Here is a 14,220-nt window from a genome sequence, read left to right as displayed (position 1 = left end):
TCGGGGCACTTCAGGGCGTTTTAGCCCGTACAGGGAGGCGGCATGACAGAGACGGCGAGCGGTCCGGCACGGAGTTCCCGCGCCAAGGGCACCAAGGCGGCCAAGGGACTGCGTATCGAGCGCATCCACACCACCCCCGGCGTGCACCCGTACGACGAGGTGGCCTGGGAGCGCCGTGACGTCGTCATGACCAACTGGCGCGACGGCTCGGTCAACTTCGAGCAGCGCGGCGTCGAGTTCCCCGACTTCTGGTCGGTGAACGCGGTCAACATCGTCACCAGCAAGTACTTCCGCGGTGCCGTGGGCACCCCGCAGCGCGAGGTGAGCCTGAAGCAGCTCATCGACCGCATCGTGAAGACGTATCGGAAGGCCGGCGAGGACTACAAGTACTTCGCTTCGCCCGCCGACGCCGAGATCTTCGAGCACGAGCTGGCGTACGCCCTCCTGCACCAGATCTTCAGCTTCAACAGCCCTGTGTGGTTCAACGTCGGTACGCCCCAGCCGCAGCAGGTCTCCGCCTGCTTCATCCTGGCCGTCGACGACTCCATGGAGTCGATCCTCGACTGGTACAAGGAAGAGGGCATGATCTTCAAGGGCGGCTCCGGTGCCGGCCTGAACCTCTCCCGCATCCGCTCCTCCAAGGAGCTGCTGTCCTCCGGCGGCAACGCCTCCGGTCCCGTCTCCTTCATGCGCGGCGCCGACGCCTCCGCAGGAACGATCAAGTCGGGTGGCGCCACCCGCCGCGCGGCCAAGATGGTCATCCTCGACGTCGACCACCCCGACATCGAGGACTTCATCGAGACCAAGGTGAAGGAAGAGGAGAAGATCCGCGCCCTGCGTGACGCGGGCTTCGACATGGACCTGGGCGGCGACGACATCACGTCCGTCCAGTACCAGAACGCCAACAACTCGGTCCGTGTGAACGACGAGTTCATGAAGGCGGTCGAGCAGGGCGGCAAGTTCGGCCTCCGCGCGCGGATGACCGGCGAGGTCATCGAAGAGGTCGACGCCAAGGCCCTGTTCCGCAAGATGGCCGAGGCCGCCTGGGCCTGTGCCGACCCGGGCATCCAGTACGACGACACCATCAACCACTGGCACACGTGCCCGGAGTCCGGCCGTATCAACGGTTCGAACCCCTGCAGCGAGTACATGCACCTGGACAACACGTCCTGCAACCTGGCCTCGCTGAACCTGATGAAGTTCCTGAAGGACGACGGCAAGGGCAACCAGTCCTTCGAGGTCGAGCGCTTCGCGAAGGTCGTCGAGCTGGTCATCACCGCGATGGACATCTCCATCTGCTTCGCGGACTTCCCGACGCAGAAGATCGGTGAGAACACGCGCGCGTTCCGCCAGCTCGGCATCGGCTACGCCAACCTCGGCGCCCTGCTGATGGCGACCGGCCACGCGTACGACTCGGACGGCGGCCGCGCCCTCGCCGGTGCCATCACCTCCCTGATGACCGGCACGTCGTACAAGCGTTCCGCCGAACTCGCCGCGGTCGTCGGCCCGTACGACGGCTACGCCCGCAACGCCCAGCCGCACCTGCGCGTCATGAAGCAGCACTCCGACGCCAACGGCGTGGCCGTCCGCATGGACGACCTGGACACGCCGATCTGGGCCGCCGCCACGGAGGCCTGGCAGGACGTGCTGCGCCTCGGTGAGAAGAACGGTTTCCGTAACTCCCAGGCGTCCGTCATCGCCCCGACCGGCACCATCGGTCTCGCGATGTCCTGCGACACCACCGGCCTCGAGCCCGACCTCGCCCTGGTCAAGTTCAAGAAGCTGGTCGGCGGCGGCTCGATGCAGATCGTCAACGGCACCGTCCCGCAGGCCCTGCGCCGCCTGGGCTACCAGGAGGAGCAGATCGAGGCGATCGTCGCCCACATCGCCGACCACGGCAATGTCGTCGACGCCCCGGGCCTCAAGCACGAGCACTACGAGGTGTTCGACTGCGCCATGGGTGAGCGCTCCATCTCCGCGATGGGCCACGTCCGCATGATGGCCGCGATCCAGCCCTGGATCTCCGGTGCTCTCTCCAAGACGGTCAACATGCCGGAGTCGGCGACCGTCGAGGAGGTCGAGGAGATCTACTTCGAGGCCTGGAAGCTCGGCGTCAAGGCGCTGGCCATCTACCGCGACAACTGCAAGGTCGGCCAGCCGCTCTCCGCCAAGACCAAGGAGAAGGAGAAGACCGAGATCACGGAGAAGGCCGAGGCCACCATCCGTGAGACGGTCGAGAAGGTCGTCGAGTACCGCCCGGTCCGCAAGCGCCTCCCGAAGGGCCGCCCCGGCATCACGACGTCCTTCACGGTAGGCGGCGCCGAGGGCTACATGACCGCCAACTCCTACCCGGACGACGGTCTCGGCGAGGTCTTCCTGAAGATGTCCAAGCAGGGCTCGACCCTCGCGGGCATGATGGACGCCTTCTCCATCGCGGTCTCCGTCGGCCTCCAGTACGGCGTGCCGCTGGAGACGTACGTCTCGAAGTTCACGAACATGCGCTTCGAGCCGGCCGGCATGACGGACGACCCGGACGTGCGGATGGCCCAGTCGATCGTCGACTACATCTTCCGCCGCCTGGCGCTGGACTTCCTGCCCTTCGAGACGCGTTCCGCGCTCGGCATCCACTCCGCCGAGGAGCGTCAGCGCCACCTGGAGACCGGTTCGTACGAGCCGTCCGAGGACGAGGTCGACGTCGAGGGCCTTGCCCAGTCGGCGCCGCGCGCCCAGGAGCTGAAGGCCGTCGCCACGCCGAAGGCCGAGGTCGAGGCGGCCAAGCCCGCTCCGCAGCAGGCCCACACCAGTGCCGAGCTGGTGGAGATGCAGCTGGGCATCCAGGCCGACGCTCCGCTGTGCTTCTCCTGCGGTACGAAGATGCAGCGGGCCGGTTCCTGCTACATCTGCGAGGGCTGCGGCTCGACCAGCGGCTGCAGCTGACGCTGCGGGGCTCGTCCCCGAACGTCGGGTAGCCCTTGACGAGAGGCCCTGACGAAAGTCACGCGAGAGGGGCGCCGACCACATGTCGGCGCCCTTCTTCGTCGTACTGTCCCCGCGGCTGCGAAGCGATTGTCAGGGCTGGCGGGGCCTGCCCATGGTCGCCGTGAACGTCACCGGGTCGTCCTCGAAACCGTGGATGCCGGGATGGAAGTCCCAGGTGCTCGACCCTTCGCGCACGAACTCCGCGACCGTGGCAGCCGTCGACCCGAGGACGCCGCCGAAGTCGTCCTCGGCCATGACGGTGTAGCCCTCGCGGATGCGCAGGGCCGGCTTGATGACGCTGACGAAGGTGCGCGTCGAGGGGCGCTGCTGGATCACGACTCCGACCAGCACGCGCGCGTACCGGCTGTCGAGCCGGTCGAGCTCCACGGTCAGGACCTCGTCCCAGCCGAAGCCCTTGCCGTCCTTGCTGTCCCGGTTGAGATAGATGGTGCCGTCGGGAGAGCGGCTGTCGAAGTGCACCACATAGGCGGGATCGCCGTATGGATCGCTCGCCAGGTAGGTCGCGGCGACAAGGTCCAGGTCGGTGGGCGGCTGCCCAGCCGGACTCGGGTCCCACTTGACTGAGATCTCGACCTTCCGGATCCCCTTGTTGATGGCGTTCACCAGGCTTCCCCTTCCCCGTTCCGCGTATGCCCTCTGCCCGAACTGCCCAGCAGGCAAGGCCGGTTGTCCATCCTGCCACGGGCGCGGCAGCGGGCGCCGGGGAGCTCTCCTGTCGAGCGTGACCGACGCCACGCTCCGTGGCCTTACCATGGCGCGGTGCTGGTCAAGTGGATTCGCTGCACCGTGGTGGACCGCCGCGGTTTCGAGCGGGGGCAGCGAAAATGGGCGGGGCTTCTGGGGGAGCCGGGGTTTCGGGGGCAGGGTGGTGGCTGGAGTCGGGGGCGGCAGGGCGTGGTGCACATATTCTCGTTCTGGGAGAGCCGTTCCTTCTACGACTCCTTCATGGCCCGCTCCCACGACAGGCTGGCGGCGGCCCAGTCGGGCACCTACAAGGACATACAGGTCAAGCTCTTCGACTACCGCTTCGACGTGAAGACCGGGTTCGAGCCGCGCTTCACCGACGCGGACCTCGTCCGAGTGGCTCACTGCCGTGTCCACGAGGAGCGCGCCGAGCACTTCACGCTCATGCAGGAGAAGGTCTGGAACCCCGCGATGGCCGGCTCCCCGGGCATGATCCGCGGACTGTTCGGCGAGGCGCCGGGCCATGAGTTCCTGGTGCTGTCGATGTGGCGGTCGGCCGCGGAGCACGGCAAGTACCGCACCGAGCGCGTGGAGCGACTGGCGTTGCGAGCCCAGACGGAGGCGGACGTCGCGGCGCTTACAGGCGACATCGTGGAACTCGAACCGACCTGGACAGTTTGAATTCCGGACCCGTTAGTCGTGCGCCTTAATGTGGCTCGTGGTGCAGGAAATGTGTGACGTACGCCGTATGGGGCCCGTACGAGTCCTCGATCAGCCGTCACCCGATCTAGGGTTTTGGCATGGCACGACCACGGCGCATCGTCCTTGTCCGGCACGGCGAGTCAACGGGCAATGTTGATGACACCGTGTACGAGCGTGAACCCGACCACGCCCTGGCCCTGACCGAGCGGGGCTGGCGGCAGGCCGAGGAGACGGGAAAACGGCTGCGGGAGGTGTTCGGGCGCGAGCGCGTCAGCGTCTACGTCTCGCCCTACCGTCGTACGCACGAGACACTGCGGGCCTTCCACCTGGATCCCGAACTCATACGGGTGCGTGAGGAGCCCCGGCTGCGTGAGCAGGACTGGGGAAACTGGCAGGACCGCGACGACGTACGCCTCCAGAAGTCCTACCGGGACGCCTACGGTCACTTCTTCTACCGCTTCGCCCAGGGCGAGTCCGGCGCCGACGTGTACGACCGGGTCGGCAACTTCCTGGAGAGCCTGTACCGCAGCTTCGAGGCCCCCGACCATCCACCGAACGTGCTGCTCGTGACCCACGGCCTGGCGATGCGGCTGTTCTGCATGCGCTGGTTCCACTGGACGGTCGCGGAATTCGAGTCGCTGGCGAACCCGGGGAACGCGGAGATGCGGATGCTCGTTCTCGGGGACGACGGCAAGTACACGCTTGACCGGCCTTTCGAACGCTGGCGTGAGCCGGAACCGTACGGGATCACCGGATAGAGTGGCAGGGCGATGACCGCTGACTCCTCTCCCGAAGGGCGCCTGGACCGCGCCCTCGCCAGCCTGCGCGGGCTCGCGGTGGGGGACGCACTGGGCTCGCAGTTCTTCGTGCCGGCGAACTATCCGCTGCTGAAGCGTCGCGAGCTGCCGTCCGGCCCCTGGCAGTGGACGGACGACACGGAGATGGCCTGCTCCGTGGTCGCAGTCCTGGCCACCCATCACCGCATCGACCAGGACGCTCTGGCTCGCTCCTTCGCCGAGCACCACGACTTCGACCGGGGCTACGGCCCTGCGGTCAACCGGTTGCTGCGTCTGATCCGGGAAGGCGGGGACTGGCGCGAGCTCTCGGCCGCCCTCTTCAAGGGACAGGGCTCCTGGGGCAACGGTGCCGCGATGCGGATCGCGCCCTTGGGTGCCTGGTACGCGGACGATCCCGAGCAGGCGACCCACCAGGCCGAGATCTCGGCCTACCCCACCCATCAGCATCGCGAGGCCGTCGTCGGCGCCATGGCTGTCGCTGCGGCTGCCGCGCTGGCCGCCGCCCCCGGTGGCCCGCCGAGCCCTGAATCACTCATCGACGATGTCGTCGCTCTCGTCCCGAAGAGTGCGGTCGGCGCGGGCCTGCGGCGCGCGAGAGACATGCTCGACTACGGTGACGCGGCCACTGTCGCGGCCGTTCTGGGCTGTGGGCGGCGTACCACCGCCCACGACACGGTGCCCTTCGCTCTCTGGTCGGCCGCGCGGGCTCTCGGCGACTACGAGCAGGCCTTCTGGACGACCGCGCAGGTCGGCGGTGACGTGGACACCACATGCGCCATCGTTGGCGGAGTGATCGGCTCCGGAAAGGCCGGGTCGGTGCCGCCCGAGTGGATCGAGCGTGTCGAGGCACTCCCACCGTGGATGCCGACCTCGGCGTAGCGCAGATTTCTTTGCCCTGACGGAGTCCCCTCCTCGCCGCACTTTCACATAACTTTCTGTGCCTGCCGGGAACTGTGCGTAATCGCAAGTGCGTTGTCATGGCAGTTGGTGTGCGACCGCTGGGGCCGCACGCGCAAGTGACGTACGACGGGCGCAGGGGGTGGGGCTGTGGAGCTCATGTGGGTGTCGGCCCTGCTGTTCATCGGGGTCGCTGCCGCGGCGGGCGGACTTCGGCTTTCCTGTGTCACCGGAGCCGGCCCGACGTCGCCCTCTGTGGCAGTGGTGCGGGTGGCCGGCTCGTCGTCCTCCCCGTCGGTCCCCCGGAGACGATCCGGCCACCCGCGGCCTTTCGCGGGTCCAGCCGGTTCAGCCGGCCATCGGACCCGAGGTTCCGGCGAGGGCATCCAGATCGCTCTTGCGGACCCGGATCACCAACCACGCGGTGGCGAGGGCGAGTACGGCCATCGCGGCGGCCGCCACAAATCCTGTCGAGATGCCTTGCGTGAGCACCTCGTGCCCCCACGGTCCGGGCAGTTGCCGGGTCTTGGCGAACTCCGCCTTCTGCTCGGCGGATCCCTCCGCCATGAACTTCGGCAGCTGCTTCTCCGCCTCGTCCTTGCTGGCCGATCCGAACACGGTCGTCAGGATGGACAGGCCGAGCGAACCACCCACCTGCTGCGTGGCGTTGAGCAGCCCGGACGCGGCACCGGCCTCGTGCTGGGCGACGCCGGAGACCGCCGTGACCGTCAGCGTCACGAAGTTCAGGCCCATGCCGAAGCCGAACAGCAGCATCGGTCCGAGTACTCCGCCGGCGTACGAGCTGTCGGCACTGATCAGGGTCTGCCAGGCCAGCCCGATCGCCGTGAGCGCCGAGCCAACGAGCATGAACGGCTTCGGGCCGAGCGTCGGCAGGAAGCGCTGCGACAGGCCCGCCCCGAGCGCGATCACGACCGTCACTGGCAGGAAGGCGAGACCGGCCTCGATCGGGCTGTACTGCAGCACGTTCTGCACGAAGAGCACGATGTAGAAGAACATCCCGAACATCGCCGCAGCCAGGCTCAGCATGATCACATACGTGCCGGAGCGGTTGCGGTCGGCGAACATCCTGAGCGGGGTTATGGGCTCCTTGGCCCGCGACTCGATGAACGCGAAGGACAGCAGCAGGACCACCGCGGCGCCGAAGGACCCGATGGTCAGGTTGTCCCGCCAGCCTTCGTCCGCCGCGCGGATGAAGCCGTAGACCAGGGACGCCATGCCTGCCGTGGAGGTCAAAGCGCCCGCTATGTCGAAGCGGCCGCTGTGCCGTTCGGACTCGCTGATGTACAGCGGCGCGAGCACAGCGATCACGATGCCGATCGGTACGTTGACGAAGAGCACCCACCGCCAGTCGAGCCACTCGGTGAGCATGCCGCCCGCGAGCAGACCGATGGCGCCACCGCCTGCGGAGACGGCGGCGAAGACGCCGAACGCGCGGTTGCGCTCCGGGCCTTCGGGAAACGTGGTGGTGATGAGCGCCAGGGAAGTGGGCGAGGCGATCGCGCCACCCACGCCTTGGAGTACGCGCGCGGCCAGCAACTGCCAGGGTTCCTGGGCGAGTCCGCCGAGCAGCGAGGCGAGGGTGAACAGCAGGATGCCGGCCATGAATACCCGGCGTCGGCCCAGGATGTCACCGGCGCGGCCGCCAAGAAGCAGCAGACCGCCGAAGGTGAGTGTGTAGGCGCTGACGACCCAGGTGAGGTCGGTGGTGCTGAACTTGAGCGCGTCTTGAATGTGCGGGAGTGCAATGTTCACAATCGTCGCGTCGAGTACCACCATGAGTTGGCAGGCCGCGATGACGGTGAGCGCGATGCCGGGATGCCCCTCCCGGCGGGCCGCACCTGGTTTCTGGTCCTTGATCAACTGAGAGGTTGTCACTATGGGTCCCCCACAAGTGCCTTAGTGAACGCCCGCGTTCACTGTCGCGTCAACCGTAGTGAGTCCCCAGTAGTGAACGCAAGCGTTCACTGATGTCGTCATCGCGCGCTGAATCCCCCGCAGTTGGCGCGCGATGCGCCCGTGTCCCCGGATCCCCGCTTCCCTTGTTCGTTGGAGACGCTCAGATGGTTACCTCGCGCTGGACGGCCGCCCCCGCTCGGACGGCCTCCCTCCGTCGGCGCGGCGCCGTGCTCGAACGCGCGATCCTCGATGCCGCGCTGGAACAGCTCAGTACCGTCGGCTGGAACGGCCTCACCATGGAGGGCGTCGCCGCCGGCGCCCAGACCGGCAAGGCCGCCGTCTATCGCCGCTGGCCGTCCAAGGAGGACCTCGTCGCCGATGCGCTGCGTGCCGGACTGCCGAGCTTCGAGTCTGCTCCCGACCTGGGGAGCGTGCGCGAGGATCTGCTCGAGCTGTGCCGACAGGCGCGAGAGGCGATGTTCTCGCGCCCCGGCTCCGCCCTGCGATCGGTCATTCACGAATGCGACAGTCTCCAGGCCGAACGCTTCCACGGGGTGATCTTCGAAGGCGTCGTGGAGCCGACCATCAGGTTGCTCCGTGAGGTCATCACCCGTGGGATTGAGCGGGAAGAAGTGCGGGCCGACGCGGCGAACAGCTACGTCTTCGATGCCATTCCGGCGATGATGATGTACCGATCAAAGATGTGCGCGAGCGAATGGAATGATCGGGATCTGGAGGAGATGATCGACCAGTTGATGGTTCCTCTGCTCCGTCCGACAGGTCTCTGAACCATCGCTGCATCGGCCTGGAGGTTGCTTTGGTGAACCAGGGTGTCGAAGCAGGTTCCGGGCGGCGTACGCTAAGGGCGCCATGCCGTACGAACCGCCTACTCACACCGTCGAGCGCTCCCTTCGAGCCACGACCGGAGCGAAGATCATTGCCGGTGTCGACGAGGTCGGGCGCGGTGCCTGGGCCGGCCCCGTCACCGTCTGCGCGGCGGTCACCGGACTGCGCCGGCCCCCCACAGGTCTCACCGACTCCAAGCTGCTCACCGTCAAACGGCGCACCGTGCTCGCCGAGGAACTGCGGACGTGGGTGACATCGTTCGCCCTCGGGCACGCCTCGCCGGAGGAGATCGACGATCTGGGGATGACGGCCGCGCTGCGGCTCGCGGCGGTGCGCGCCCTGGAGACCTTGCCGGTTCGCCCTGACGCCGTGATCCTCGACGGGAAGCACGACTATCTCGGGGCTCCCTGGAAGGTCCGTACGGTGATCAAGGGCGACCGGTCGTGCGTGGCCGTCGCGGCGGCCTCGGTGATCGCCAAGGTTCAGCGCGACAAAATGATGGCCGAACTGGGTATCGACCATGCAGACTTCGGTTTTGCGGACAACGCCGGGTATCCGTCGCCCGTGCACAAGGCCGCACTGGCGGAGCGGGGGCCCACCCCGTACCACCGGTTGTCGTGGGCGTATCTTGATGCGCTGCCCCAGTGGCGGCACCTCAAGAAGGTCCGCAGCTGGGTGGAAGGAAGCGTTCCGGAGATCGAGGGGCAGCTCGGCTTCGATTTCTGACGATTCCGCTCGCACTTGTGTGCCACCCGCCGATGCGAGCCGTACCAGCGTTTGATAAACATCAGCTCATGCCTCTCATTCCCGAGGAGCCTCAGATTCACGAGAGTGCCCAGGGTCCCCGCGCCACTCCGGCCAGCGGCCGCACTGCGCCGACCCCCCGCCCCGTACCCGGCCCCCGCCCCGCGGCTCCGTCGCGTCCCGGCCGACCCGGGCCCCCGCGGCCCGCGCCGCCGGCGCAACGTGCGCCACGTGACGTGGCCGTGGCCAAGCCCGGACCGTCGGGCCCTAGCGCCCCTGCCGCCTCAGCCCCGGCCGTGGCGACCCCGCAGCTCCAGCTGATCCCGGCCTCGCCGGAGGGAGCGCTCGACGCTGCCGAAGAGGCCGTCGACCTGCTCCTGGAGTCGGGTCGCGCCCCCGGCGACGTGCTGGTGATCACCACGGGTGAACAGCACCCATGGGCCGCCCACGAGCTGTCCTTCGGCGAAAGCTCCTACTGGGCGCAGCACGACGCGGGTGACGACGTCTTCTACGCCGATGCCTCCGTTGCGGGCCGTGCCGCGGCTCGTCCCGTGGTCGTGGTCGCCGTCAACGGCGGTCCCGACACCGCTGCCGCCACCGCCCTGCCCCTGGCCCTCGGCCAGGCAGGTGACCTGCTGATCGTCTGCGGCGACCCGCAGCGCATCAACTCGGTGCTGGGCGCGGGCGTCTGAGCCGGTTCCGGCTCGTGTGGGGACACTCCGCAGGACACCGGGGGAGAGGGCGCCGCTGAGGTGGCGTCTGCACGGCGGGTCTTTCGGCGTGCGCGGACACGTGGAGTGCTCGCCGTGCGCAGGCTCCGTTGGTTCGGGGTGTAGGTCCACGTCGTACCGATGCGTGGTCGTGGGACGTCAGTACGCGCGGGCAGCGAGACTTGCATGGCGCACGGCGCTGCGAAGGTGCCTTGAGGGAGCAGTCGGACCGGTTCATCTAGTGAGCTGTCCCGGTCCACGTTCCCGTCCCCATCGGCGGTTGCTCGGCGGTGCTGGGGACGGGCTTGGGCGCGGCGGACTTGCCGTCGTACCCGGGCCGTCGTATCGCGCACGCAGTAAGGCGCCAGTGTGCCGTCGGCCGAGAACTCTGTCAGTGTCCTCAGCGAGCCGCCGCGCGCCGCAGGACCTCCGAGGCCGCGCCGCCGGTGCGTGGCAGCGGCGGCGGGGCCTCGGAGGTGGCGAAGGGCTCCGGCGACGATTCGGCGTTGGGTCGGCGGCCACCGCGACCCTCGCCGAGGACCTGCCAGCCATCACGGGTCAGCGTGATGTACGCCCCGCAGCGCAGGCCGTGCAGGGTGCAGGCGTCACGCAGCCCCCACATCCACGCGCCGTCCTCCTCCGTCCAACGGGCGTCGCCTTCGCGGCAGTAGAGCAGTACCGCGGTGCGTACCGGAGTACGGCGCCGCAGGTCGTGCGGAATGACGCGGCGCAACTGGGCGAGCAGCGCGTTGCGGAACATCCAGCCGTCGGCCGGAGCCGGGCGGCGGGTGAAGGAGGCGCTCGCCCGCAGCCGCTCGTCCGCGTCGAGCACGGCCACGATCGCGGTCGCCGGCCCGGGGCGGTGCCGTGAGTGCAGACCGCTGACGACCTCGCGGGGGTTGCGCAGCAGCGGGATTCCCGCGGCAGCCCACTCCGCGGGTTCGAGCATGCGGGCCAGGGGGTTGGCGGATGCGGCGGACAGGTCGGCTGACGTCGACATGGATGCCGCGGAGGACGGAGCGAATCCGAAGGTCACGGTCCTCCCTTCGGCTACGCGCCCACACTGCGGGCGAGGTCGGATTCGGGGGAGCGCACACCGCAGCAGAGCCCTACCGGATCACGGACGAGCCGTGCGGGGAGCGGACTTCAATTCTTCCTGTCGAACCTGAATGCGGCAACGAGCAATTGGGGCCACCGACCGATATCTGGTGGTGCGCGGGTTATATCCCTACCCACTGCGTCACCGCGCGACGCACGGCACGACCGTGCACCACCAGGTCGCACGGCGTTGATGCATGGGGGCCCGAGCGCGACCCGGTACGGCTGGGAGTCGTGCCGCACGGATGCCTCGGCCGGGTACCTCGTGCGCCATGTGCGCGACGGGCATGCGATCAACCGTGCACGGCCACCGGCCATCACTCCGGCGCCTGTTCCGCACCATCACTCCGGCATGGCCAGGCTAATCAACCCTGCACGGCCAGGACCAGCGGCATAACCCCCTGTGCACCGGCCCGTCGGAGCATGCGGGCCGCGACCGCCAGGGTCCAGCCGGTCTCGGTGAAGTCATCCACCAGCAGCACTGGGCCCCGGGTCTCGGTCAGGGCCGATGCCAGGGCGGGTGGCACGGTCAGCGCACCGTCTAGTGCCTTGAGGCGTTGGGCGCTGTTGCTCCGCGAGGCCTGTGGTGCCTCGCCGGTGTATTGGAGGGAGCCCAGGAGTGGGAGCCTGCCGACCTCTGCGATGCGTGCGCCCAGTGAGTTGATCAGTTGCGGACGCGTGCGTGAGGCGACCATGACGACGCCGACCGGGCGCGGTGGGGCGTCCTGATCCCCGGAGGCCCAACCGCCCGGCCCCTTCGCCCAGTCGACCAGTACACCCACGACCGCCTTGGCCACGTCGTCGGGCACGGGCCCGTCCGGGGCGTGGGATGCGAGCATCGGTCGCAGCCGGTTGCCCCAGCCGATGTCCGACAGTCGTCCCAACGCCCGCCCCGTTGCAGCCTGTTCACCGGCCGGGATGCGTCCCTTGAGGTCGACGCCGATCGCCGGCAGACCGGTCGGCCACATGCGGCGCGGCTCGACCTCGACTCCCGCCCGGCCGAGGTCCACGCGCGCGGCGTCCAACGCCACCGTGGAAGTATCGGCAGTGAAGCGCGGTCCCGCACAGTTGTCGCAGCGACCGCAGGCCATGGCCCCCTCGTCGTCGAGCTGACGCTGCAAAAACTCCATCCGGCAGCCCGTAGTCGAGGCGTATTCGCGCATCGCCTCTTGCTCGGCCTTGCGCTGCTGGGCGACCCAGTCGTACCGCTCGGCCTCATACGTCCATGGCTGTCCGGTTGCGATCCATCCACCCTTGACCCGCCGGACCGCTCCGTCCACGTCGAGGACCTTGAGCATGGTCTCCAGGCGGGAGCGGCGAAGCTCCACCAGGGGCTCCAGGGCGGGCAGCGACAGTGGCCTTTCCGCCCGCGCGAGGACGTCGAGAGTACGGCGCACCAGATCCTCCGAGGGGAAGGCGAGCGAGGCGAAGTACTGCCAGATCGCCTCGTCCTCCTGGCCTGGAAGGAGGAGCACCTCGGCGTGCTCCACGCCGCGGCCCGCGCGGCCGACCTGCTGGTAGTAGGCGATGGGGGAGGAGGGCGAGCCGAGGTGCACCACGAAGCCGAGGTCGGGCTTGTCGAAGCCCATGCCGAGCGCGGAGGTCGCGACCAGGGCCTTGACCTTGTTGCCGAGCAGGTCGTCCTCGGCCTGCTGACGATCGGCGTTCTCCGTCTTGCCGGTGTAGGAGGCGACCGTGTGACCGCGATGCCGCAGGAAGGCCGTGACCTCCTCGGCGGCGGCCACCGTGAGCGTGTAGATGATCCCCGAGCCCGGCAGGTCGTCGAGGTGGTCGGCGAGCCATGCCATACGGTGCGCGGAGTCCGGCAGTCGCAGCACACTCAGACTCAGACTGTCCCGGTCCAGTGGACCGCGTAGCACCAGGGCGTCCGAGGTGCCCCCGGTACCGAGTTGCTCGGCGACATCGGCGGTCACGCGCGCGTTGGCGGTGGCGGTCGTCGCGAGTACGGGCACTCCGGGCGGGAGATCGGAGAGCATGGTGCGCAGTCGCCGGTAGTCGGGCCGGAAGTCGTGGCCCCAGTCCGAGATGCAGTGCGCCTCGTCCACCACGAGAAGACCGGTCGCAGCGGCCAGCCTGGGCAGGACCTGATCACGGAAGTCCGGGTTGTTGAGGCGTTCCGGGGAGACCAGCAGTACATCGACGTCGCCCGCGGCGATCTCGTCCTGAATGGTGTCCCATTCCTCGGTGTTGGAGGAGTTGATGGTCCGTGCGTGGATGCCGGCGCGGGCCGCGGCCTCGACCTGGTTGCGCATCAGCGCGAGCAACGGGGAGACGATCACGGTAGGTCCGCTGCCCCTGGCCCGCAGCAGCGACGTGGCCACGAAGTAGACCGCGGACTTGCCCCACCCCGTGCGCTGCACGACCAGGGCCCGGCGTCTGTCGGCGACCAGTGCCTCGATCGCCCGCCACTGGTCCTCACGCAGCCGGGCCGCGCCGGTGGCGTCCCCGACGAGGCGTGCGAGGACCGCGTCGGCGGCCGCCCGGAGATCCGCGTTGCTCGTGTGCTCCATGCCTCCCATACAACAGGACGCCACTGACAGAGGGGGCCGGGCGGGGGGCGATGTGGATTTCGGGCCCGGTGGTGTGCGGCGGGTCCGAGGTTGCGGAGCCGGGGTTGGCGGGCGGGGCGAGGGCCCAGCCATCGCAGTATTGCGGCTGACCCTTGTTGGGCCAGGGCCAGGGCCAGGGCCAGGGCCAGGGCCGGTGCCGGTGCCGGGGCCGGCGCCGGGTGGGGGAGCGGGGAGCGGGTCGGCCCTCGCCGTACGCCGTGCTGTCGTGTCCCTGATCGGACTTATCCACAGGGC

The 14,220-nt window shown here is 68.7% G+C and carries 11 protein-coding genes; 7 read left to right on the top strand and 4 right to left on the bottom strand.

Features of this window, described 5'->3' with window-relative positions:
• The first annotated feature begins 42 nt into the window (after positions 1-42).
• Positions 43-2,937, top strand: coding sequence for a vitamin B12-dependent ribonucleotide reductase (locus ACTMVF_RS29920; RefSeq protein WP_441274207.1), 2,895 nt, complete (start codon positions 43-45; stop codon positions 2,935-2,937).
• Between the two features lie 132 nt (positions 2,938-3,069).
• Here ACTMVF_RS29920 and ACTMVF_RS29915 read toward each other — a convergent pair whose 3' ends face one another.
• Entirely contained in the window at positions 3,070-3,603 is a 534-nt protein-coding gene (locus ACTMVF_RS29915; RefSeq protein WP_441274206.1) for a TerD family protein, read from the bottom strand.
• 156 nt (positions 3,604-3,759) lie between these two features.
• Between ACTMVF_RS29915 and ACTMVF_RS29910 the strand changes: the two genes are divergently transcribed.
• The 3 genes from ACTMVF_RS29910 (at position 3,760) to ACTMVF_RS29900 (ending at position 6,062) form a co-directional block, all read left to right on the top strand.
• A complete protein-coding gene (locus tag ACTMVF_RS29910; protein ID WP_441274205.1) occupies positions 3,760-4,365 on the top strand; it encodes a YdbC family protein in 606 nt (201 codons plus the stop codon).
• 119 nt (positions 4,366-4,484) lie between these two features.
• Positions 4,485-5,144, top strand: a complete 660-nt coding sequence (locus ACTMVF_RS29905) for a histidine phosphatase family protein (RefSeq protein ID WP_441274204.1) — start codon at positions 4,485-4,487, stop codon at positions 5,142-5,144.
• 12 nt (positions 5,145-5,156) lie between these two features.
• Complete coding sequence (locus ACTMVF_RS29900) at positions 5,157-6,062, top strand: ADP-ribosylglycohydrolase family protein (protein WP_441274203.1); 906 nt, start codon at positions 5,157-5,159, stop codon at positions 6,060-6,062.
• A gap of 366 nt (positions 6,063-6,428) precedes the next feature.
• Here ACTMVF_RS29900 and ACTMVF_RS29895 read toward each other — a convergent pair whose 3' ends face one another.
• A complete protein-coding gene (locus ACTMVF_RS29895; protein ID WP_441274202.1) occupies positions 6,429-7,976 on the bottom strand; it encodes an MFS transporter in 1,548 nt (515 codons plus the stop codon).
• Between the two features lie 185 nt (positions 7,977-8,161).
• Here ACTMVF_RS29895 and ACTMVF_RS29890 point away from each other — a divergent pair, with 185 nt between their 5' ends.
• The 3 genes from ACTMVF_RS29890 (at position 8,162) to ACTMVF_RS29880 (ending at position 10,279) form a co-directional block, all read left to right on the top strand.
• Positions 8,162-8,785 (top strand): TetR/AcrR family transcriptional regulator, encoded by a 624-nt coding sequence (locus ACTMVF_RS29890; protein ID WP_441274201.1) that lies wholly within the window; start codon positions 8,162-8,164, stop codon positions 8,783-8,785.
• Between the two features lie 82 nt (positions 8,786-8,867).
• The gene (locus ACTMVF_RS29885) at positions 8,868-9,569 is read left to right on the top strand and encodes a ribonuclease HII (RefSeq protein WP_441274200.1); all 702 of its coding nucleotides are present in this window, start codon (positions 8,868-8,870) and stop codon (positions 9,567-9,569) included.
• Between the two features lie 68 nt (positions 9,570-9,637).
• Positions 9,638-10,279, top strand: coding sequence for a hypothetical protein (locus tag ACTMVF_RS29880; protein ID WP_441274199.1), 642 nt, complete (start codon positions 9,638-9,640; stop codon positions 10,277-10,279).
• 418 nt (positions 10,280-10,697) lie between these two features.
• On the opposite strand, the gene ACTMVF_RS29875 is transcribed toward ACTMVF_RS29880, so the two are convergent.
• Positions 10,698-11,333, bottom strand: coding sequence for a hypothetical protein (locus ACTMVF_RS29875; protein ID WP_441274198.1), 636 nt, complete (start codon positions 11,331-11,333; stop codon positions 10,698-10,700).
• Between the two features lie 427 nt (positions 11,334-11,760).
• Entirely contained in the window at positions 11,761-13,926 is a 2,166-nt protein-coding gene (locus ACTMVF_RS29870) for a RecQ family ATP-dependent DNA helicase (RefSeq protein WP_441274197.1), read from the bottom strand.
• Positions 13,927-14,220: the final 294 nt, after the last annotated feature.

The sequence above is a fragment of the Streptomyces sp. SD31 genome (genome assembly GCF_052068475.1).
Taxonomy (GTDB): Bacteria; Actinomycetota; Actinomycetes; order Streptomycetales; family Streptomycetaceae; genus Streptomyces.
Note: the sequence above shows the minus strand (reverse complement) of the source record. Positions and strands in the feature narration are given on the sequence as shown.

Excerpts from the sequence above, each read along its gene's own strand:
- ACTMVF_RS29905 (WP_441274204.1), top strand. The coding sequence starts at position 4,485 with ATGGCACGACCACGGCGCATCGTCCTTGTCCGGCACGGCGAGTCAACG.
- ACTMVF_RS29885 (WP_441274200.1), top strand. The coding sequence starts at position 8,868 with ATGCCGTACGAACCGCCTACTCACACCGTCGAGCGCTCCCTTCGAGCC.
- ACTMVF_RS29920 (WP_441274207.1), top strand. The coding sequence starts at position 43 with ATGACAGAGACGGCGAGCGGTCCGGCACGGAGTTCCCGCGCCAAGGGC.
- ACTMVF_RS29890 (WP_441274201.1), top strand. The coding sequence starts at position 8,162 with ATGGTTACCTCGCGCTGGACGGCCGCCCCCGCTCGGACGGCCTCCCTC.
- ACTMVF_RS29870 (WP_441274197.1), bottom strand. The coding sequence starts at position 13,926 with ATGGAGCACACGAGCAACGCGGATCTCCGGGCGGCCGCCGACGCGGTC.
- ACTMVF_RS29880 (WP_441274199.1), top strand. The coding sequence starts at position 9,638 with ATGCCTCTCATTCCCGAGGAGCCTCAGATTCACGAGAGTGCCCAGGGT.
- ACTMVF_RS29900 (WP_441274203.1), top strand. The coding sequence starts at position 5,157 with ATGACCGCTGACTCCTCTCCCGAAGGGCGCCTGGACCGCGCCCTCGCC.